Source organism: Candidatus Palauibacter sp. (assembly GCF_965261555.1).
GTDB lineage: Bacteria > Gemmatimonadota > Gemmatimonadetes > Palauibacterales > Palauibacteraceae > Palauibacter.
In genome coordinates this window covers 3,733,107-3,753,427 of sequence record NZ_OZ253465.1, presented here as the reverse complement: position 1 = coordinate 3,753,427, position 20,321 = coordinate 3,733,107, and the positions used below count along the sequence as shown (strand labels likewise).

Below are 20,321 nucleotides of genomic sequence, written 5' to 3'. Positions count from 1 at the left end.
CGGGAACGTCTCCTACCCTGCGCAGCGCGACACTTCCGGGTGGGCGGTCCAGCGCTCGAACGCTTCTCCGGCCGTCTCCAGTTCGACGGTCGTCGAGGTGCCGGGGGCCAGATCCGTACGCTGGGTCGGGCCCAGTTCCGTGCCCGAAGAGAGGTGGACTTCGACGCGTACCGCGCAGAGCGTCTGGCCGGTCGTGTTCTCCACGGTCCCGGCGAACGCGTTCCTGCCCGGATCAAAGGAGAGGATCAGGCGCGCGCCGCGGCGGGTCTTGTCCCAGCTCTCGGCCCGTCCGATGTAGACGCCGGACTCTTCTCCCTCGTCCCCCTCGGCGTGTCCCCCCTCGCCGCCGTGCTCGCCGTTCTCGCCCTCGTGCTCGTCGCGCCCCTCGCCGTGCTCTCCCTCTCCGTCGTGCTCGCCGCCCTCCTCGTGCTCTCCCTCTCCATCTTCCTCGCCGACGCCGGCGGCGGTGAGCTTCCGGTGCATGCCGCGCACGTTGAGTTCGCGCCAGTCGTCGTAGCGGTCCCAGTGGCTGTAGTCCTCCATGAGGACGGTCTCGGCCGTCTCATCTTCGCTGAGCCCCGCCTCGATCGCGCCCCGCACGGCCGCGTCCAGGTCACGGTAGTAGGTCAACTGCCGCTCGACCGCCGCCCGGTCGCCCGGGGGCCCGTGCCCGAACACGACCGTCTCGAACGGGATCTCGAGCAGGCCCTCGATCGCGTCGAACATGTCGGGGAAGTGGAGGCTGGCGAGGTCCTGGTACCCAAACCGGTCGCGTGACACGAAGTCCACGGCGAAGGCGAGGTCGTGCGCCGGCAGGAAGCCGACCGCGATGTCGTCGCCGTGGCTGCGGCCCAGGTAGTGAAGTTCGATCTCTCCGCCGGCGAGGGTCATCGTCTCGTCAAAGGTGGCGGTGGGCGGGGGAAGGTCGGGGTCCGCGGCCTCCCGGAGCGGGGCGTCCGCGTTCCGGTGCGCGTAGATGGGGACGTCCGCGCCGAACGCCTCGCGCAGAACCTCGGCGCCGGTCGCGTGATCCGCGTGGTTGTGGCTGTAAACGATGGCCGCGAGTTCGGCCCCCGGCGCGACCCGGCGGATCTCCTCCGCGTAGGTGGCGGCCGCCTCGACGGAGATCGGGTCGAAGGCGAAGACCCCCTCCGAGGTCACGGCGAACAGGGCGTTGTGTCCGATCCAGCGGAACTGGTACACCCCCTCGGCGACCTCCGTCGTCTCGAACTGCGGCGGCGCGTCGGCGGCCCCCGCGGGTTCGTCGGACGGCGCGTCTCCCCCTCCGCAGGCGACCCACGCGAGCGAGGCGCCAAGAGCGACCAGAGAAACGAGAGAGAACGGCTGGACGGGTGTGCCGGAGATCGGGTCGGAAGACCGCTTGCGCTTCATATCTACTACCTCCATAGTAGGTGGCGCGGGAATCGCCCGTGGCCAACGGACTGAGCACCGCGCCCACACTCGAACCAAACCTAAGCCGCGACGGGGGCCTGCCAAGATGAAGCGGATGTCACGACCGGACTTCGGGCCGGGCTCGGACGAACCGGGCCCCATCGACGTGATCGCGCCGGACGGCCGCTACGCCGGCACGCTCGAGACGGGGACCGCGACGCTTCCCGACATGCCGGACGCCTTCGGCCCCGACGGCCTCATTGCCTTCATCGGAGCGGACGAGTTCGACGTCCCCGTCATCACGGTGCGGCGACTCCCGCCCGCGATCCGCCTTGAATCGTCGAAGGCGGCTCGCGAATGAGCTGGAAGTCACCAACGAATCTGAGCCTCCACGCGTGGCTCGTCGGAGCCCTCGCGGCGGCACAGGGAGCCGTCGGCCTGCAGACCCCGCCGGTTATCGACTTGCCGGCGAAGGACATTTCGCTCTCGGCGGACCTCGAGTTGGTGTACCGCCTCGGGTCAGCCTCGGCGACGGCCGAGTGGGAGCAGTTTTCCTCCATCCGGAGCGTGGCCTTCGACGGCGCGGGCAACCTCTACCTGCTCGACGGGACGAGGATGGCGACCACCTCGAGTGTCGTCGTGGTGGACGCCACCGGTCGATACGTACGCGACTTCGGTCGCGTGGGCGAGGGTCCGGGCGAGTTCCGCGCCCCGACGCAGCTCGTCGTTTGGGAAGACGGGCGCGCCCTGGTCGAGGACATGATGCACGCGGCATACCACATCTTCAGTTCCGATGGCGAGTTTGCAGATATGGTGCGGGACTCCGGCCAGGGATTCGGCATCACGAGCCGTCCGGGGCTTCGACCGGAACGGACAGGTGCGCGCACGCTGATCGGTCGCAGCGAACGTTCGATCGTGCGCGTCGACATGTCGTCGGAGGAACTGGCGGAGCACACCGTGACGGAGGTCTGGGCCCCGCATCAGCGGGAGGAAGACCCCGTCCGTGGTAACAGGGAGATCGCGGACGTGTTCGACGAAGTGTGGGGGTTCGAGCCGGACGTGTTGTTCGACGTGCTGCCCTCGGGCGAGATCGTGTTTTCCGACTCCTCTGCCTACGCCCTCAAGCTCACCGATCCTTCCGGCACCGTATCGCGCATCCTGCGCCGACCCATTCAGCCGCTGCCCGTGACGGACGAGATGAGGCGCGCGGAGCGCGAACATCGGGTCGAGACACGACGGAGCCGGCCGGACACGTGGATAGGGACGCCTACGCCGGAGATGCTGGCGCTCGTGAACGAAGTCAAGACGGCTTGGCTGGCAGCCGCCGAGAACATGCGGTTCTTATCCGAGGTGCCGGTTATCGCGGCCGCGCGCGCCACCTGGGACGGAAGCCTGTGGGTTCAGCGCAGCACCGAACCGGGCTCGGACGAACCGGGCCCCATCGACGTGATTATGCCGGACGGATGCTACGCCGGCACGCTCGAGACGGGGACCGCGGCGCTGCAGGACATGCCCGACGCCTTCGGCCCGGACGGCCTCGTCGCCTTCATCGGAGCGGACGAGTTCGACGTTCCCGTGATTACCGTGAAGCGACTTCCGCCCGAGATCCGCTGAAGGGCTGACCCACTAGGGTTTGACTGCTCGCGGAGCGAAGGTGTTTCGTACCCGGAGCGATCGCCGGAAGTAAGCTGTCCAGATCGTGGCCCACGCCAGCGACGCGATCACGATGACTGCGAGGATCGCGATCGCGGCAGCCCATTCCTCGGGGCTCCTCCCCTGTGCGGCCCCGTCGGTCTCCAGATTGAAAGGCACGGCGGCCGCGCGCAGCGTGATCAGGATGGCGACGACCCACAGCGTGATGATGTTCCACCTCGGAGCTCGCGGCGATTTCAGGAGGATGAGAGCGAGCGGGGACGCGAGCAGAAGGAAGATCGCGCCCAGCAACCAGAGGGGATAATCGAGAAACCATCCGGACAGGCCCGCCGAATGGAAGAGCAGGAAGGGGATAGACCCGTAGACGTAAACCAGGAGCCAACCTCCCACACCGACGGGTGTGTTCCCGTCGTTCGCGGTGTCCGTGTCTGGCTCTGGCCCCATCGGCTTTCCCGGTTTCGGTTCGCGCCGTGCCCGAAGAAGCTAGTGTCGGAGCCTCGCGGCCGCGCGGACAGATCTTGCTTGACAGCGCCGCGGCCGGCGCGCATGATCTCGCGATCCGAATAAAAACCGAACGCCAGCCCCCACGGAGCCCTCCATGTCCTACGCCGAAGGCCTGACCGCGCAACTCTCCATGTCCAGGAACCTCTTCAAGAAGACCCTCGAGACGTTCGAGGAGGAAGACTCGGGTTTCGGGCCCAATCCGGATGTCTTCACCGTGGCCGGCCACGTGGCGCACGCCGCCGGAACGGTCGACTGGTTCGTCGATGGCGCGTTCGGCGACGGCTGGAACATGGACTTTGAAGGACATCTCAAGGAGACGAAGGCCGTCACTTCACTGGCAGAGGCGATCGCCTGGGTCGACCGGGCCTACGGCCGGGCGATCGAGGTCATCGGGTCCGCGTCGGACGAGGATCTCCAGGCGCCGATGCCGGATCCCCGGATCATGGAAGGCCAGCCGCGAGCGGCGATCGTGAACGGGATCACGGATCACACGGCGCACCACCGGGGCGCGCTCACGGTCTACGCGCGTCTGCTCGGCAAGGTGCCGGTGATGCCCTACGCCTAAACCTCGCGCACGAAGATTTGCAGGGCGGATTCGCGGCGCAGCGCGAGGAGGGTGCCCTCGACGGAGATGATCGGGTCTCCCGCGGGGGAATTGCGAACGCGGCGCAGCCGGCAGCCCGGCAGGATTCCGCGCTCGAGGAGGGGCTCGACTTCCTCGTTCGGGGCGTCGATGCGCTCGAGTTCGACCGCCTGGCGCAGCGGTACGTCCATCAGTGACGTACGGGAACCGTTCAATCTTCCGTTCTTCACGCCGCGTTTGTCCCCCGATCTGGTTTGACCATCGAAGCGCAACATACTAGCGTTTCCCCCGGTTGAGAACCAGTCTCAACTAACGATAATCGTTATCGGTAGTCTCCCACCATGTCCCCAGTTGCGACCCGAGCGCGCGCGGATCACGGAGCCGGTACGGACGCGCCCGCTTCCGGTCCGCCCGTCGTGGCCCTCATCGGTCCGCCGAACTCGGGCAAGACGACGCTCTTCAATCGTCTGACCGGACTGCGGCAGCGGGTCGCGAACTATCCGGGCGTCACGGTCGAGAAACACGTGGGCCGGGCGCGCTTCGCCTCGGGTCTCGACCTGGACATCGTCGACCTGCCGGGGGTGAGCGGTTTCTCGGCCCGTTCCCCCGATGAGCGCGTCACGCGCGACGTGCTGGAAGGCCGGATCGAAGGGCTGCGGGCGCCCGAGGCCATCGTACTCATCGTCGACGCGGTCCGCCTCGAGACGCAGCTCATGCTCGTGGGGCCCGTGCTCGAACGGGAACGCCCGACGCTCCTCGTCCTCAATATGGCGGACGAACTTGAAGCAGGAGGTGGCGAGCTGGACGAGGAAGCGCTCGCCGAAGCCTTCGGCGTGGAGGTGGTCCGGACCGATGCGCGTACCGGACGGGGCGTCGAAGCGGTCGCCGACTTCCTGGACCGCGTGGCCGTGCGCTCGGCAACGCCCGAGGCCGGCGCGAAGTCGGGGTCCGGGTCGGGGTCGGGTTCGCGGGCCGGACGGGCGGGGCTGCCGACGATGGACGCGCTCTCGCGCCGCCGCGAGGTCGTTCAGAACGCGCTCGCCTCCGCCAAGTACCGTTCGGCCGGCCCGCCGAAGCTGACGCAGCGTCTCGACGCGCTCTTCCTGCACCGGATCGCGGGTCCAGCCGTGTTTCTCGTGCTCGCCGCGCTCGTGTTCCAGGCGATCTTCACATGGGCCACGCCGATCATGGACGGCGTCGAACTCGGCATCGCCTCCTCCGGCGAATGGCTCGCGGCGCAGTTGCCGGCGAGCTGGTTCCGGGATCTGCTCATCGACGGCGTGTGGGCGGGGGTGGGCTCCGTCCTCGTCTTTCTCCCCCAGATCCTCATCCTCTTCCTCTTCCTGGGGATCCTGGAGGACTCCGGCTACATGGCGCGGGCGGCGGTGATCGCCGACCGCACGATGCTGAAGGTCGGGCTGCAGGGGCGCGCGTTTCTGCCGCTCCTCTCGGCCTACGCGTGCGCGGTCCCGGCGATCCTCTCCGCGCGCACGGTGGAGGACGAACGCGACCGGATGGCGACGATGTTCATCGCCCCGTTCATGACCTGCTCGGCCCGGCTGCCGGTCTACGCCCTCCTGATCGCGGCGTTCATCCCCGAACAGCCGCTCCTGGGGCCGTTCTTCGGGACGCGGGCGGCCACGATGCTCGGCCTCTACGCGCTGGGTCTCGTCGCGGCCATCGGCACCGCCTTCCTGCTCCGGCGCACGGTCTTGCGGGGGAAGCCCGCCGGGTTCGTGATGGAACTGCCGCCGTACCGGATTCCGGCGCTGCGGACGGTCGGCCTCCGCCTTCTGGACCGGAGCAAGATCTTCCTCCGGAGGGTGGGGAAGATCATCCTCGCCGTGACCGTCGTCCTCTGGGTTTTGGCCCAGTTCCCACGGGTCGACGGCGCCCCGCCCGCGGTCGAGGAGAGCGCGCTCGGACAGATGGGGCAGGTCATCGAACCGGCGATCGAACCGCTGGGATTCGACTGGAGGATCGGGGTGGGTCTCGTCTCCTCGCTCGCCGCGCGCGAGGTCATCGTCGGCACGCTCGGCACCATCTACGGAATCGAGGACACCGACGAGACCTCTCTCGAACTGAGGGCGGCGCTGCAGCGGGACCTGGACTTCGGGGGAGCCATCGCCCTGCTCGTCTTCTTCGTGTTCGCGCTCCAGTGCATGTCCACGGTCGCGATGATGCGGAGGGAGACGGCCGGCTGGAAGTGGCCGCTGGCCCAGTTCGGCTACATGCTCGCCCTGGCCTACGCCGGGGCGCTGGCCGCGAACCAGTTATTCTGACGCCGGTGTCCGATGCCGGCCCCGGGGCCGCTCAGACGGCGTCTTCCCGCCCCGGCACGCGCGTCCGGCCGCGGAAGAACAGGGGATAGAGGAGGGCGTTGGCGAGCGCTACGACGGTGAACACGATGAGCGCGTCCACCATGCTCCAGTAGTAGAAGGGCCGGATCCCCGCCACGTAGTGGTTCATGTAGACGGCAGCCAGCGCGCAGAAGAAGGCGGCCATCAGCAGGTAGCTCTTCAGGCTGCGGACCCAGATCGAGCCCCGCAGCACCGGGTTCAGGAGATGAAAGACGACGGCGGCGACGAACCACATCGCGTAGTTGTACCCCAGCGAGATCATGAAGTCGGCGGTGGTGAACTCCTGGTCGAACGCCTCGGGGAAGAGCGGCAGCGGACGGTGCATGGGCTCCATGATCGTGAAGCCCTCGATCCACCCGCCCACGGTGTAGCGCACGGCGTTCAACAGCACGACGAGGGCTGCCAGCTTCAGGATCGTCTTCACGGTGTTCGTCACCTTTCCGCGGATCGCTCCGGGCGAGACTATTCGTCGGGAGTTGCCGGAACAACACACGACGCGGGAATGAGCGAAGAATGAGCGGGGGACTGCGATGAAGGCCAGGAAAGCGACGAGACGGGCATTGGCGGCGGTCACGTGCGGCGGGGTTCTCGCGTGCGGCGGCGGGGCGGGGTCGGAGGCGCCCGCGAACGCCCCCGACGACACCTCTCCTTACCACATTCTCGTCACGAACGACGATGGCATCGATTCTCCCGGCATCCAGGCGCTCGCGACGGCCCTGCGGGCGGTCGGCGAGGTGACGGTGGTGGCGCCCTGCGGCCAGCAGAGCGGGACGAGCATGAGCATCAGCATTGACCAGGAGTTCCGCGTCCGGACCACACCGGCGGGGAGTTGCGTGAACGCCACGCCGGCGAGCGCCGTCCGCCTCGCCGTCAGCGAACTTGCGCCGGAATCCGGGTTCGATCTCGTCGTGAGCGGGATCAACATCGGCGCGAACGTCGGTGAAATCTCGCACATGTCCGGGACGGTGGGGGCCGCAATGATGGGGGCGTACCTGCGGATGCCGGCGGTGGCGGCCTCGCGGGACGGGTCGCCGGGCGGGTTCGAGCACGCGGCCGGCATCGTCGCGCGCTTCGTCGCCGAACTGCGGCGCCGGGGGCCTGAGATCGGCATCGTCTATTCGCTCAACTTCCCCGTCGCGACGGCCGCCGAAACACGCGGCATCGCGGCCCGGCCCATGGGCGGCAGCTACTTCGGTATCGACTACGAGGAGGTCACCGGGGAGCCGAGCGAGGGGGGCGGCATCGCCGAGGGCGAGCGTCGGTTCAACTCCGTGTTCGTCCCGCCCGATCCCTCCCCGGCGGGGAGCGACACCGAAGCGTACAACGACGGCCTCGTTACGATCACGCCGCTCCGCTTCGACTGGACGGACCGGGCCACCGTCGAGGCCCTGGAGGGTTGGGATCTGGACGCGCTGCTCGAGGACGGAGGGGACGGGGGTAGCTGAGGCCGGCGCCGCCTACCAGCCGAGGACGTAGCCGAACACGAGTGGGGCGACGATCGTCGCGTCGGATTCGATGACGAACTTCGGCGTGTCCACGTCCAGCTTGCCCCAGGTGATCTTCTCGTTGGGGACGGCGCCGGAGTACGACCCGTAGCTCGTGGTGGAGTCGCTGATCTGGCAGAAGTACGCCCAGTAAGGGCACCAGCGGCGCAGGTCCTGCCGGATCATCGGGACGACGCAGATGGGGAAGTCGCCGGCAATCCCGCCCCCGATCTGGAACAGTCCGACCGGTCTCGCGTCCGGGCCGGTGCCGGCGTCCGGCGGCGTGAGCGCCGCGTCCGGGTCGGCGTCGATGACGGGCGCCTCCGCCAGCGGGCGGCCGGTGCTCGTGCGCGCGTACCACTCGGCGAGCGCCGCCATGTACTCCGTGCCTCCGAGGACAGGCCCCGGGCGGCCGAGTCTGCCGCCGAGTTGTTCCGCGACGAGGACGTTGCCCAGCGTGGAGTCTTCCCAGCCCGGCACGAACAGCGGGAGATCGGCCTCCGCTGCGGCCACGAGCCAGGAATCGGTCGGATCGATCTGGTAGCTGTGGGCCAGCGTGCCGTCGCGGATCAGCTGGTAGAGGTACGCGTGCGGGAGTCGGCGCTCGCCCGCGGCGTCGGCCGCCCGCCACAGTTCGCGCAGCGGCGCCTCGACCGCGCGGAAGGCCTCAGCCTCAGGGATGCAGGTGTCGGTGACGCGATTCAGTCCCCGCCGCTCGAGGTCCTTCTCCTGTTCGGCGGTGAGCGCGCGCCAGTCGGGGATGCGCCGGTAATGGTCGTGCGCCACGAGGTTGAAGAGGTCCTCCTCGAGGTTGGCGCCCGTGGCGCAGATCGCGTGCACCCTCCCGGCCCGGATCATCTCCGCCAGGGAGAGCCCGAGTTCCGCCGTGCTCATGGCGCCCGCCAGCGTGAGGAGCATCTGTCCTCCGCCCTCGACCAGGTCGCGGTAGGCCTCGGCGGCCGCCCTCAGCGCCGCCGCGTTGAAGTGGCGGTAATGACGATCGATGAAGTCGGTGAGCGTCACGCTCCGTATCCGGCGGTCGCGGGTGCGTTCGACGTCGCGGGGGCGCTCACACCCGGACGGTCGCTTGGAACGTCGGCGGCCGGCGGACGTTCGTCGCCTGCTCGAAGCCGTAGGCGAGGCGGATGAGCGTCGCCTCGCTCCACGCGCGGCCGCACAGCGACATCCCGACCGGGAGTCCCCGGATGAACCCCATCGGCACGGACATGTTGGGGTAGGCGGCCATGGCCGGCGGCGTGGAGCAGCCGCCCCCACCCCCGCCGGAGGCGTCAAGCGGATCCTGCATCGCGGGGATCCCCGCCGTGATCCCGACGAGCGCGTCCAGCCGGTGGTCGTCCATGGCCCGGTCGATCCCCTCGTCGCGGGAAAGGCGATGGCTCGCGGCCAGCGCGTCGAGGTACCGCTGGTCGGTGAGCGGCCCGCGTTCCTGCGAGCGCACGTGCAGTTCCTGTCCGTAGAGGGCGAGTTCGAGATCGTGGTTCGCCTCGTTGTACTCGATGAGTTCGGCGAGCGACTTGATCGGGGCGTCCGGGCCCAGCGACGCGAGATAGGCGTTGAGATCCGCCTTGAACTCGTGGTACAGCACCTCCATCTCGTACTCGTTGCCGAAGCGGAGTTCCTCCGGGAGCGTGACAGGGTCGACGACGGTCGCGCCCTCCGCCCGCATGGCGTCGAGCGCCTCCTCGAAGAGGGCGTCGACGCGGCTGTCGAAGCCGGCGTACTCGCGCAGGACGCCGACGCGGGCGCCGTTGAGGCCGGCCGGGTCGAGCGCGCCGGTGTAGTCGGTCAGGAAGTTGCCCGCGCTGGCGGCGGTCAGCGGGTCGCGGGGGTCGACGCCGACCATGGTGCCGAGCATGATCGCGGCGTCGCGCACGGTGCGGGCCATGGGGCCGGTGCTGTCCTGGCTGTGGGCGATGGGGATGACGCCGCCCCGGCTGTGAAGGCCGATCGTGGGCTTGATGCCGACGAGGCAGTTGCGTGACGACGGGCCGACGATCGAGCCGTCCGTCTCGGAGCCGATCGTCGCGACCGCAAGGTTGGCCGCGGCCGCCGACCCGGACCCGGAACTCGAACCGCCCGGGGTGCGGTCGAGCGCGTACGGGTTCGCGCAGAAGCCGCCCCTGCCGCCGTCCCACCCGCGCCCGCTCCAGCCCGAGGCCCCGAACTCGAAGGACTTCCAGCCCGCCCACTCGCTCATGTTCGCCTTGCCGAGCAGCAGCGCCCCGGCCGCGCGCAGCCCCGCCGCCACGAACGAGTCCTGCGGCGCGATGGACCCGAGGAGCGCCGTCGACCCGGCCGTCGTCGTCATCCCGTCCGCCGTGTCGACGTTGTCCTTCAGCAGAATGGGGATGCCGTGCAGCGGTCCCCTCGGTCCCGAGGCCTGGAACTCTCGATCGAGTGCGTCGGCGATCTCGATCGCGTCGGGGTTCGTCTCGAGTACCGCGAACAGGCGCGGACCCTGCCGGTTCAGCGCCTCGATCCGCTCCAGGTACATCTGCGTGATCGATCGGCACGTGTACTCGCCCGACCGCATCCCCGCGTGGACCTCGTCGATCGTGATCTCGTCGAGCGCGAAATCCAGCACGTCACCGGACGTTTGGTCCGCCGATCCCACGGATCCCGACGGTGAATCATCGCCCCGCGGCGCGCAGCCGCCGAGGGAGAGCAGGGCGCCGGCCGCCACGCCGGTGCCGAGGAAGGTCCGCCGATCCATTTCACTCATGGTTCCCATCCTGTTTCCCCGCCTGCCGGGCTCGGGCGAAGACCTCGACCCCGAGTCAACCCGTCAGGTCGATGGTGGCATCATGGAAGCCGCTTCGACCAACGGTCAATGAGTCCGCCCCGCCCCCGGCCCATTGACGCCCGCCCGCGTAACGCTCCACCGTCCAAAGCCACCCCTCCCGGAAGGAGATGCGGATGAAGGACACCGTCAGACGTTCCGGCGTCGCTCGGCTCGGCGTCGCTCGGCCCGGCCTCCTCCGGCTCGGCGCTGCGTCCCTCGGCATGCTGGCCCTCGGCACGGCCGATGTCCGCGGCCAGACGGTGCCCGACTTCTCGTCCGTCCGGAACGAGATCCAGAGCGCGCTCGTCGCCTGGGACCAGCCATCCATGGCCATCGCCGTCGCGGTCAGCGGGGAGGTCGTGTGGGAGGAGGGGTTCGGGTGGGCGGACCGGGAGCGGCGGATCCCGGCCACGGAACACACGATGTACTCCCTCGCCTCGATCTCGAAGCCGATCACGGCGACCGGCCTCATGATCCTCGTGGAACGGGGTCTCGTGGACCTCGACGCGCCGGCGAACGACTACCTGGGCGCGGCGAAGATCGACGGGCGGGCCTGGGACGCGGCAGGCGCCACGGTGCGGCGCGTGGCCAGCCACACGGCGGGACTCCCCCTCCACTACCAGTTCTTCTACGAGGACGAACCGTACCGGCGACCCCACATGGACGAGACGATCCGCCGTTACGCGAACCTCGTCACGGCGCCGGACGAACGCTGGAACTACTCGAACCTCGGCTTCGGGATCCTGGACTACATCATCGAGCGCGTCTCGGGACAGTCGTACCTGGATTTCATGCGCGACGAAGTGTTCCATCCCCTGGGCCTCACGCGGACCTCGGTTGACATCGGCCCGGGGCTCGAGGACTTCACGGCGACGCGATACGCGACGGACCAGAGTCCGATCCCGTTCTACGACTTCGACCATCCCGGCGGCTCCGCCGTGTTCAGCAGCGCCCACGACCTCGTCCGCTTCGGGATGTTCCACCTCGGCCACGACCTCGATCACCAACGGAGGATCCTCTCGGACGCCTCGATCGAGGCGATGCGGCAGCCGATCCGGGAGAGCGCGCCGGGCAACACGTACGGCATCGGCTGGGCGATGCGGGACCTCCCCGGCGGTCTCACGCTCCAGCGCCACGGCGGCGGGATGGGCGGCGTCCGCACGGAACTCGCCATCGCCCCGGAGGAGAACGCGGCCGTCGTCGTCCTCTCGAACTCGGCGACGCCCCTCACCGGCTACATCTCGAATCTCATCTGGCACACGCTGTTCCCGGACGCCGTGCCGAAGCCGTCGCGGCCGGAGGTGCCCGACCCGCACCGCCTGGAGCGCGAGGGCATCCTCGAGGACGCGACGGAGGGCCGCGGCGCGCTGATCGATTTCGTGCCCATGCCGGATCTCGCGGGGGACTGGGTCGGCGAGGTGGACACGCACCTCGGCCCGCACCGTCTGGCGCTCGCGGTCGACGACGGCGGGCCCGTCCACGTCCAGCTGGGAGACGACCTGTGGACGCTGCTCAACAACGCCCGCTTCGACGGGGAATACCTGCGCGGCGGCTTCAGGGGCGACATCGGCACCGAGGACGCAAACCGGACGGACTCCGTGCTGTCCCTCGAACTCAGGCTCAGGGGGGACACGCTGAACGGCTCGGTCATCGCGATCACGCTCCCGAACGTGAGGCTGGGAAACGCGCTCACGCACTGGGCGGAGCTTCACCGACGCCGCTGACCTTGGCGGCCGCGCCGGGTTCAGGCGTCCGCAGGGTCCGGTCGGCAGGTCAGGCCGCTGCCCACGGGTCCACGATTTCGATTCCCATGTTCTCGAAATCGCGGACGTTGCGCGTGGCCACAGCCATGCCGCGAGACGCCGCGATCGCGGCAATCTGACAATCGGCCGGCGCCACGGGCCGTCCGAGCGAACGGCGCACGGCGGCAATATTGCCATATGCGCGCGCGGCGTCGCTGTCGAACGGCAGCACTCGATCCTCGAAGGCGTCGCGCAGCATCGCGTCGATCTCGAACACGAGCGTGTCCCGTCGTCGGCCGCCCGGGAGGATGGCGGCACCGTAGCGCAACTCGGCTTCGCCGATGGCGGAAAAGAACAGGTCGTTCACGGAAAAGCCCGAGACCCAGGATGCGACAGCGGGATCGGGCAACTTGCGGATCAACTCGGATACCACGTTGGTGTCCAGTAGCAGGGGCAAGGCGGTCAACTCAGTCGAAGGAGGGTGGCTCGCGCGCAGGTTCTCGCGGTGGCAGATCCAGGTCGATGCCGTTCGTCGGCCCGAAGTGCGAACGGATGATGCTGGCGAGGTTCCCGGTACTCGGCCGGCGCCGGACGGCGTCGCGAAGGATGCGCCGCGCTTCCTCCTCCATGGAGCGGCCGTTCCCCGCCGCGCGCGCGCGCAAGCGGGTCTTCACCTCGTCATCCAGGTTGCGGATCGTGATGCTCGCCATGACTCTTACCTCCCTGTCGTTGAGCACTCTACAGAATGATTGCGTTGCAATCAAGGCGAGTGCCGACCTGGAGGTTCCGTGGGAGAGCCGCAGATGAAGACGAATCCGTGGCTGGCACTGCTGTTGACGTGGCTGGCCGTCCTGTCGCTGCCCGCATGCGTCTCCGAAGCCGACGCGCCGCCCCCGCCGCCCCCCGTCCAGACCGATGCCGAAGCCGCCGCGGTTGCGCACCACGACGTTCTCGCGGCGAACTACGAGAAGTCCGAGCACATGGTCGCGATGCGGGACGGGATCGAACTCTACACGCTCGTCTACGAGCCGCGGGACCGCTCGCGCGAATATCCCATCCTCCTCTTCCGAACCCCCTATTCCATCGGTCCCTACGAGCCCGGGGAATACCGGAACCCGCTCGGACCCTCCGAGGAGTTCGACCGTTCCGGGTACATCTTCGCCTTCCAGGATGTGCGGGGTCAGTTCCGGTCGGAGGGCGAGTTCGAGGTCATCCGCGCCCCCGCGCCGGAGCCGCGCGGCCCCACCGACACCGACGAGATCACGGACAATTGGGACACGATCCAGTGGCTGCTCGCGAACGTCGACAACCACAACGGGCGCGTGGGACAGTGGGGAATCTCCTACCCCGGCTGGCAGACGGTGATGGGGATGGTGGACGCGCACCCGGCGCTCGTGGCGGCGTCGCCCCAGGCCTCGCCCTCGGACATGTTCATCGGCGACGACTGGCACCATAACGGCGCCTTCCGGATCATGTACGCCTTCTCCTGGCTCTCCGGAAACGCCCGCCGCCGCGACGGCCCCACGGACACGCGCGGCGCCCGCTTCGACTACGGCACGAACTCCGGATACGACTTCTTCCTCAACGCCGGTTCGGCGATCGCGGTGGACGAACTCTACTTCCACGGCGACGTGCCGGCGTGGCGGGACTTCATCGAACACCCCAATTACGACGAGTTCTGGCAGCGGCAGAACGCCCTCCGCTACCTGGACGATGTCCGCCCCGCGACGCTCAACGTGGCGGGCTGGTTCGACACCGAGGATTTCTACGGCCCGATGTCCATCTACCGGACGGTCGAGGCCGAGAACCCGGGCCTCGAGAACACGCTCGTCGTCGGCCCCTGGCTCCACGGCGGCTGGCGGCGCATGGACGGCGACTTCCTCGGCTGCATCGCCTTCGACAGCAGGACCTCGCTCCACTTCCAGCGCGAGTTCCAATACCCCTTCTTCGAGCACCACCTGAAGGACGAGGAGACGTGGGACGCGACGGAGGCGAACGTCTTCCTCACGGGGACGAACGAGTGGCGCGCCTACGACGCGTGGCCGCCGGCGGGCGTCACCCCGGTGAGCCTGTACCTGGGGCCCGACGGAACGCTGGGCCTCGAGCCGCCGACGCGAACCGCGGACTCGGCCGCGGGGTCGGCCCGGAATGCGGCCGCGGACTCGCACGCGGATTCGTACGTGAGCGACCCCGCCAACCCGGTGCCGTTCTCCGGCGAAGAGCGCACGACGCTGGGTCACCTGTGGAAGGTGGAGGACCAGCGCTTCGCCTCGGAGCGCCCCGACGTCCTCGTGTACCAGTCCGAACCGCTGGAGGAGGATCTGACCATCGCCGGCCCGATCGGAGCCGAGATCTTCGTATCCACGACGGGGACGGACTCCGACTGGATCGTGAAGCTGATCGACGTCTACCCCGATGACGCGCCGCCCAGCGCGAACTGCGACGTCCCCATGGGCGGCTACCAGATGCACCTCGCGGGCGAGATCATGCGGGGCCGCTTCCGGAACGACCTCGAGAACCCGGAGCCGATGGTGCCGGGAGAGGTGACGAGGATCGAGATCGACCTGCGGGACCGCTTCCACACCTTCAAGGCGGGGCACCGATTGATGGTCCACGTCCAGAGTTCGTGGTTCCCGGCCTACGACCGGAACCCGCAGACGTTCGTGGACACCTACACGGCGTCACCGGGCGACTATCGGGCCGCGACGCAGACCGTGTACCGGTCCGCCGAGCACCCCTCGCGCGTCATCCTCGGCGTTCTGCCGGAAGACACTTAGCCGGGCTGTCAGGAGGAAGGCATGGCACAAATGACTCTGCGAACGATGGCGGCTGTGGCGTTCGGGCTCGCGGCCGCGGCGGGCTGCGCTCAAGAGAACGAGGGAGCGGCGGAGGGCGGCGAGCCCGGGACGGCCGCCTCCTTCCCGGCGGAGCCGCCGGATGGGCCGATGCCGGAAATCGGGCCGGCGCCTGACGATTACACCCCGACGGCCGCGGGCTCTCCCTCGACCGACATCTGGATGGGTGCGCTCGTCCGCGAGGGGGGAGCGCTCTCGGTCTCCGGCCTGGCGCAGGCGACGGACCGCGACGCGTACGACAACCAACCCAGCTTCCTCCTGGACGGCTCGGCCATCCTCCACACGGCGGCTCTGGACCGGACGCAGACGGAGATCATGCGACTCACGGCCTCCGGCGCGTCGGAGCGACTGACGCGCACGGAGGAGGCGAGCGAGTTCTCCGCGCTCCAGATCCCGGGGCAGGACGCCTTCTCCGCGATCCACGAGATCCGGGGGAAGCAGTACCTGTGGCGCTACGACCTCTCCGGCGAACCGCTGGGGCCGATCTTCGCCACCGCCGAGCCCGTGGGATACCACGCGTGGGCCAACGAACGCGTCGTGGCGATGTTCATCCTCGGAGATCCACCCACGCTTCAGGTCGGCGACGCGCTCAGCGGGGAGATCCGGGTCGTTGCCGAACGCCCCGGCCGCTCCATCCACCGGATTCCGGGGACGGAGGCGATTTCCTTTGTGCGGAAGGTGTCGGACGAGGAGTGGTGGATCGAGCGCCTCGACCCCGCTGCGGGAACCAGCGAGCGGATCACGCGCACGCTCCCCGGGCGCGAGGACTACGCCTGGACGCCCGAGGGCGAGGTTCTCATGGGAGATGGCGGTAGGATCTTTGCCTGGTCGGAGGGCTCCGACTGGACGGAGATCGCCGATTTTTCTGAGTTGGGCGTCGAGGGCATCACCCGTCTCGCCGTGAGCCCCGACGGCTCCCGAATCGCGATCGTCGCCAACCACCCGGCCGGCTGAAGACGTTCCCGCGGGAACGTCCGCCGCTCGACAAACGGTCCCGCGGGAACGCGACGACGCCGTCTCCCGGCCTCAGTCGCGGGGCGATTCTCCCTCGAAGAGCAGCCGGTCGAGGCCCTGCGTGAGGCCCACACGCCCCGGTGCCAGCCGCGCGGCGAGGAGGGTTCCGGCCACGTACGGTTCCGCGCTCGACCCCGCGTCGTGCCGGATCGAGAGGCGCTCGCCGGGGAGGCCGAAGATCGATTCCACGGAGATGACGTAGCTCGGAAGGCGCAGCGAGTGTACCTGCGCGCCGCCGATCGTGGCCCCGCGCGCCTCGCGTGAGCCCAGGGTCTCCGTGACCGGCCGGCCGAATTCGTTGGTCGCGACCGTCCCGAGAAACTCGGCCAGTTCCTGCGCGGTGCCGCTCGGCGCGTCGGGCTTGGCGGCCGAGGCCATGTCGACGATCTCCCAGTGCGGCACGTGGCGCGCCGCGATGCCGGAGAAGTGCTTCAGCAGCGCCGCCGTGATCGAGAAGTTGCCCGCGGCGATCACGCCGACGCCCCGTGCGCGTGCGGCCTCGTCGATCTCGCCGTATTCCCGTCCCGTGAGCCCCGAAGTCCCGACGACCGCGGCCACGCCCGCTTCGATCGCGCACATGACGTTCCCGTAGACGACGCTCGGGTGCGTGTAGTCGATGTAGACGTCGGCCGGCTCGCGGAGCGCTTCGGCCACTTCGGAGGAAATCCGCACGCGGGAGCCGTCCGCCTCTCCCCGCACGTCGCCGACCGCCTGTCCCGCCGCTCGCCGCGCCACCGCGCCCGTCAGTTCGAACTCGTCCGATTCGACGATGGCGGCGACGACGCTCTCGCCCGTCCACCCCGTAGCTCCTCCCACACAGACACGAATGCTCATCTTCGCTCCCGTCCATTGGCGGTTCCACGGCGGCTCCGCGCGCGGTTCCCGGCGGCTCCTCCGACGTTCCCGCGGGAACGTGTTGCGCGCCGACCCTGGCTCACGATCGAGGAAACACTTCCGCCCCGGTGAGCCCCAGGTGATGGTCCGTGGCCCATGCGATCCCGATCTCGTGTTGTTCCATCAGGGCAAGACTGGACGCGTCCACGTACGTCAGGCGGGCCCCTCGCAGCCGGTCGAGGATCCGGCAGGTGTCACGGTGGAGCCGGGACGTTCCCTCGAGCAGGACGAGTCCGTCGAGGTTCTCCACGAGGCGGCGGCACGCGCGAGCCTGCTCCTCGCCGTGGCGATGCAGGAACCAGGAATACGCCTCCGACCAGACGAGCACCGACGTGTGCCAGCGCGGCGCAGCTCCGCCGAACAGTGAACGCGCCTGCGCATGGTACCGGTCTCGCCGGTTGAGGGCTGCGATGAGGATGCCCGTGTCGAGAAAGACCTTTCGTCCCTTCAAGGCGTCGCGCGCCCGTAGACCACTTCATCGACGGTCGCGCTGTCCCCGGGCTCACCGTCGACCGTTCCGAGATAGGCCATCCACGGCTGCTCGTCGGGCAGCCTCGAGAGGGTTTCGGCCAGACTCCTCCTGCACAGCTCCGCGATTGAAATCCCCTCCCTGCGTGCGGCTTCCCGCACTCGCTCGTAGAGTTCTCTGTCCACCGAAATCTGCGTCCGAATCATCATGCGGCATCCATTCCCGGATCATGTTATCGCCACTCCGGACCATGATAACATAAGCCCGTGCCCGTGGCCATTTGGATCATCGTATGTTGAGGGGACATGAGCCCTCCGACCGAGGATGGAGAACATGAGCATGGATCGCCGCGACTTCGTTCGAACTTCCGCCGCCGGCCTGGCCGCGGCCGCCACGCCCGCCGCGCTGGCCGCCGAGCGCCGTCCTCCCGGTGCTTCCGCCCGCTCGGGGGCTCCCGCCGTCCGCCGTCCGCGCGCCGCTCCGCCCATCGTCGTCTCCGATCTCAGCGGGATCCGCTTCAACAACGGCGGACCCGAAAGCTCGGTGGAACGCGCCTTCCGCGGGATCGTCGAGGGAGAGGACGTGCTCGACGCCCTCATGGCGGGCGTGAACATCCCCGAGAACGACCCCACCGAGATGGGGATCGGCTACGGCGGGCTCCCCAACGCGGACGGCGTCGTCCAGCTCGACGCCTGCTGCATGCACGGACCCCGGCGCTGGGCCGGCGGCGTCGCGGCGCTCGAAGGCGTCCGCACCCCCTCGCTCGTCGCGAAGGCGGTGGCCGAACTCACGGACCACCACCTCCTCGTCGGAGCCGGCGCCCAGGCGTTCGCCCGCCAACTCGGGTTCGAGATCGAGGACGACCTCAACACGGAGGCGTCCCGCGCCCTGTGGCTCGAATGGCGCCGGCGGATCGACCCCGGCCACTGGCTCGACCCCCGCAAGCGGCTCGAAGCCGGGCTCTCGATGGTCGACGACGGCCTGATCCCCGCGCACTCGTTCTGGGGGACGACGAACTGCAACGCGGTGAACGCGGACGGGGACGTCTGCGGCGTCACCACGACGAGCGGCCTCTCGTGGAAGATCCCCGGACGCACCGGCGACTCCCCGATCCTCGGCGCCGGGCTCTATGTGGACAACGACGTGGGCGCCGTCGGCTCGACGGGCCGGGGCGAGGCGAACCTCTACAACCTCTCGTCCTTCCTCGCCGTCGAGTTCATGCGCCAGGGGATGAGCCCCCTCGACGCGGGCATGGCCACGCTGGAGCGGATCCGGTCGAACACGGTCGAGTCGCGGCTCCTCAACGAACGCGGCCTGCCGAACTTCGACGTGCGCTTCTTCCTCCTCAACAAGCAGGGAGAGACGGCCGGGGTCGCCCTGTACGGGTCCGCGGAGACGCACTACGCCGTCTGCACCGAGAACGGCGCGGAGGAACGTCCGTTCGAGGGCCTGCTGGAGGGCTCGCCCCGCGACGCGTAGCGGCGCCCCGAGGGTGGTTCGCGCCGCGCTCGAGACTCAGCGGTTGTAGGCGGGCGTCGGCCCCCGAAGCCGCGCCCACACGCCATCGCAGGCAGCGAGCACCTCGGGGCCGAGGGGCGGTGCGTCGAAGGCGGCGAGGTTCTCCTCGAGGTGCTCCATGCGTGACGCCCCGAGGATGATGCAGTCCGCCCCCTCCTGCGCGCGCAGCCAGCCCAGCGCGAGTTGCACCGGCGTCAGGCCGGCGTCCCGGGCGATCGTCTCGACCTCGGCCACCGCGTGGAAGTACTCGTCGTGCCAGAAGCGGTCGAGGTACATCCGGTTGTCGTCGAAGCGGGTTCCGGGGAGCGGCCCATTCGGGCTCTGCTTGCCGGTGAGGAGCCCGCCCGCGAGCGGGTTGTAGACGACGTTCGAGATCCCGTAGCGCTTCGTGAACGCGAGGTACTCCTGCTCGATCCCGCGCGCCGCGAGGTTGTACATCGGCTGCGCGATCCACGGCCTCGCCCAGCCCTCCCGCTTGCAGATGGAGCACATCTCGGCCATCTGCCACGCGCTGTAGTTGGACGTCGCCGGATAGTGGATGAGCCCCTCGACGCGAAGCTCCTCCAGCGTGGCGAGACTCTCCTCTATCGGCGTGTCATAGTCCGGCAGGTGCAGGTAATAGATGTCCAGATAGTCGGTTCCGAGCCGCCGCAGCGAATCGTCGATGCCGCGGCGGATCGCGTCGCGCGAGAGGCCCGTGTATTCGACGGGATCTCCCATCGGATTGCAGACCTTGCTCGCCAGGACGATCTCCGCGCGCCGGTCCCCGAGGACCTCTCCCAGGATCTCCTCCGACAGGCCCTGGTTGTAGACGTTCGCGGTGTCGAAGAAATCGATGCCCCGCTCGAAGCACAGGTCCACCATCGCCGCGGCGGTATCGACATCGGTCTGCGACCCGAACGTCATCGTGCCCATGCAGGCGCGGGACACCCGGAGGTCGGTATGGGTGAGTTTTCGTCTCTCCACGATCTTTAGTATCCTCCGATGGGGTGCAACCGTCCCGGGGACGCCCGCTCGCACCGAGGGCGCACCGGGCGGTACCGGCAACGT

Annotated in this window: 21 protein-coding genes; 9 read left to right on the top strand and 12 right to left on the bottom strand. The window is 68.9% G+C overall.

All coding sequences use genetic code 11. The annotated features are described in order from the left end of the window. Positions 1–12: 12 nt before the first annotated feature. A complete protein-coding gene (locus tag ACQY5G_RS16260) occupies positions 13–1,392 on the bottom strand; it encodes an MBL fold metallo-hydrolase (protein ID WP_428275743.1) in 1,380 nt (459 codons plus the stop codon). A gap of 115 nt (positions 1,393–1,507) precedes the next feature. Between ACQY5G_RS16260 and ACQY5G_RS16255 the strand changes: the two genes are divergently transcribed. Together ACQY5G_RS16255 and ACQY5G_RS16250 are read left to right on the top strand one after the other, a co-directional pair. Further along, the gene (locus ACQY5G_RS16255; RefSeq protein ID WP_428275741.1) at positions 1,508–1,753 is read left to right on the top strand and encodes a hypothetical protein; all 246 of its coding nucleotides are present in this window, start codon (positions 1,508–1,510) and stop codon (positions 1,751–1,753) included. Then, positions 1,750–3,006, top strand: coding sequence for a hypothetical protein (locus ACQY5G_RS16250; protein WP_428275739.1), 1,257 nt, complete (start codon positions 1,750–1,752; stop codon positions 3,004–3,006). Before ACQY5G_RS16255 ends, ACQY5G_RS16250 begins: the two co-directional genes overlap by 4 nt. A 12-nt stretch (positions 3,007–3,018) precedes the next feature. Here ACQY5G_RS16250 and ACQY5G_RS16245 read toward each other — a convergent pair whose 3' ends face one another. Beyond that, positions 3,019–3,489, bottom strand: coding sequence for a hypothetical protein (locus tag ACQY5G_RS16245; RefSeq protein ID WP_428275737.1), 471 nt, complete (start codon positions 3,487–3,489; stop codon positions 3,019–3,021). A 154-nt stretch (positions 3,490–3,643) separates the two neighbouring features. Here ACQY5G_RS16245 and ACQY5G_RS16240 point away from each other — a divergent pair, with 154 nt between their 5' ends. Continuing rightward, positions 3,644–4,114, top strand: coding sequence for a DinB family protein (locus ACQY5G_RS16240; protein WP_428275735.1), 471 nt, complete (start codon positions 3,644–3,646; stop codon positions 4,112–4,114). Here the strand turns inward: ACQY5G_RS16240 and ACQY5G_RS16235 are convergent. Next, entirely contained in the window at positions 4,111–4,347 is a 237-nt protein-coding gene (locus tag ACQY5G_RS16235; protein WP_428275733.1) for a FeoA family protein, read from the bottom strand. The two genes, ACQY5G_RS16240 and ACQY5G_RS16235, sit on opposite strands and share 4 nt — an antisense overlap. 126 nt (positions 4,348–4,473) lie before the next feature. Between ACQY5G_RS16235 and feoB the strand changes: the two genes are divergently transcribed. Further along, a complete protein-coding gene (feoB, locus tag ACQY5G_RS16230) occupies positions 4,474–6,414 on the top strand; it encodes a ferrous iron transporter B (protein ID WP_428275731.1) in 1,941 nt (646 codons plus the stop codon). Between the two features lie 31 nt (positions 6,415–6,445). On the opposite strand, the gene ACQY5G_RS16225 is transcribed toward feoB, so the two are convergent. Beyond that, the gene (locus tag ACQY5G_RS16225; protein WP_428275729.1) at positions 6,446–6,928 is read right to left on the bottom strand and encodes a hypothetical protein; all 483 of its coding nucleotides are present in this window, start codon (positions 6,926–6,928) and stop codon (positions 6,446–6,448) included. Between the two features lie 94 nt (positions 6,929–7,022). Here ACQY5G_RS16225 and surE point away from each other — a divergent pair, with 94 nt between their 5' ends. Beyond that, positions 7,023–7,937 carry a 5'/3'-nucleotidase SurE gene (gene surE, locus ACQY5G_RS16220; protein ID WP_428275727.1) on the top strand — a complete coding sequence of 305 codons (915 nt, stop codon included), beginning with the start codon at positions 7,023–7,025 and terminating at the stop codon, positions 7,935–7,937. A gap of 12 nt (positions 7,938–7,949) precedes the next feature. Here the strand turns inward: surE and ACQY5G_RS16215 are convergent, their stop codons facing one another. Both ACQY5G_RS16215 and ACQY5G_RS16210 read right to left on the bottom strand, forming a co-directional pair. Next, on the bottom strand, positions 7,950–9,008 hold the full coding sequence (locus ACQY5G_RS16215) for a deoxyhypusine synthase family protein (protein WP_428278721.1): 1,059 nt from the start codon (positions 9,006–9,008) through the stop codon (positions 7,950–7,952). Positions 9,009–9,045: 37 nt separating this feature from the next. Beyond that, on the bottom strand, positions 9,046–10,719 hold the full coding sequence (locus ACQY5G_RS16210; RefSeq protein ID WP_428275725.1) for an amidase: 1,674 nt from the start codon (positions 10,717–10,719) through the stop codon (positions 9,046–9,048). Positions 10,720–10,913: 194 nt separating this feature from the next. Between ACQY5G_RS16210 and ACQY5G_RS16205 the strand changes: the two genes are divergently transcribed. Continuing rightward, complete coding sequence (locus tag ACQY5G_RS16205) at positions 10,914–12,503, top strand: serine hydrolase domain-containing protein (RefSeq protein ID WP_428275723.1); 1,590 nt, start codon at positions 10,914–10,916, stop codon at positions 12,501–12,503. A 49-nt stretch (positions 12,504–12,552) separates the two neighbouring features. Here ACQY5G_RS16205 and ACQY5G_RS16200 read toward each other — a convergent pair whose 3' ends face one another. Both ACQY5G_RS16200 and ACQY5G_RS16195 read right to left on the bottom strand, forming a co-directional pair. Then, positions 12,553–12,942 carry a type II toxin-antitoxin system VapC family toxin gene (locus ACQY5G_RS16200; RefSeq protein ID WP_428275721.1) on the bottom strand — a complete coding sequence of 130 codons (390 nt, stop codon included), beginning with the start codon at positions 12,940–12,942 and terminating at the stop codon, positions 12,553–12,555. Between the two features lie 46 nt (positions 12,943–12,988). Beyond that, positions 12,989–13,231, bottom strand: coding sequence for a FitA-like ribbon-helix-helix domain-containing protein (locus ACQY5G_RS16195; RefSeq protein ID WP_428275719.1), 243 nt, complete (start codon positions 13,229–13,231; stop codon positions 12,989–12,991). Between the two features lie 93 nt (positions 13,232–13,324). Here ACQY5G_RS16195 and ACQY5G_RS16190 point away from each other — a divergent pair, with 93 nt between their 5' ends. Both ACQY5G_RS16190 and ACQY5G_RS16185 read left to right on the top strand, forming a co-directional pair. Beyond that, entirely contained in the window at positions 13,325–15,298 is a 1,974-nt protein-coding gene (locus ACQY5G_RS16190) for a CocE/NonD family hydrolase (RefSeq protein ID WP_428275717.1), read from the top strand. A gap of 21 nt (positions 15,299–15,319) precedes the next feature. After that, positions 15,320–16,330, top strand: a complete 1,011-nt coding sequence (locus ACQY5G_RS16185; protein ID WP_428275715.1) for a hypothetical protein — start codon at positions 15,320–15,322, stop codon at positions 16,328–16,330. 72 nt (positions 16,331–16,402) lie between these two features. Here the strand turns inward: ACQY5G_RS16185 and dapB are convergent, their stop codons facing one another. The 3 genes from dapB to ACQY5G_RS16170 form a co-directional block, all read right to left on the bottom strand. Beyond that, positions 16,403–17,224 carry a 4-hydroxy-tetrahydrodipicolinate reductase gene (dapB, locus tag ACQY5G_RS16180; RefSeq protein ID WP_428275713.1) on the bottom strand — a complete coding sequence of 274 codons (822 nt, stop codon included), beginning with the start codon at positions 17,222–17,224 and terminating at the stop codon, positions 16,403–16,405. A 100-nt stretch (positions 17,225–17,324) separates the two neighbouring features. Continuing rightward, on the bottom strand, positions 17,325–17,735 hold the full coding sequence (locus ACQY5G_RS16175; protein WP_428275711.1) for a type II toxin-antitoxin system VapC family toxin: 411 nt from the start codon (positions 17,733–17,735) through the stop codon (positions 17,325–17,327). Further along, positions 17,732–17,962: a CopG family transcriptional regulator gene (locus ACQY5G_RS16170; RefSeq protein WP_428275709.1), complete on the bottom strand. Its 231-nt coding sequence runs from the start codon at positions 17,960–17,962 to the stop codon at positions 17,732–17,734. Before ACQY5G_RS16170 ends, ACQY5G_RS16175 begins: the two co-directional genes overlap by 4 nt. 130 nt (positions 17,963–18,092) lie before the next feature. On the opposite strand from ACQY5G_RS16170, the gene ACQY5G_RS16165 reads away from it, so the two are divergent. After that, positions 18,093–19,232 (top strand): N(4)-(beta-N-acetylglucosaminyl)-L-asparaginase, encoded by a 1,140-nt coding sequence (locus ACQY5G_RS16165; protein WP_428275707.1) that lies wholly within the window; start codon positions 18,093–18,095, stop codon positions 19,230–19,232. A 36-nt stretch (positions 19,233–19,268) separates the two neighbouring features. Here ACQY5G_RS16165 and ACQY5G_RS16160 read toward each other — a convergent pair whose 3' ends face one another. Then, the gene (locus ACQY5G_RS16160; RefSeq protein ID WP_428275705.1) at positions 19,269–20,237 is read right to left on the bottom strand and encodes an aldo/keto reductase; all 969 of its coding nucleotides are present in this window, start codon (positions 20,235–20,237) and stop codon (positions 19,269–19,271) included. Between the last annotated feature and the right edge of the window lie 84 nt (positions 20,238–20,321).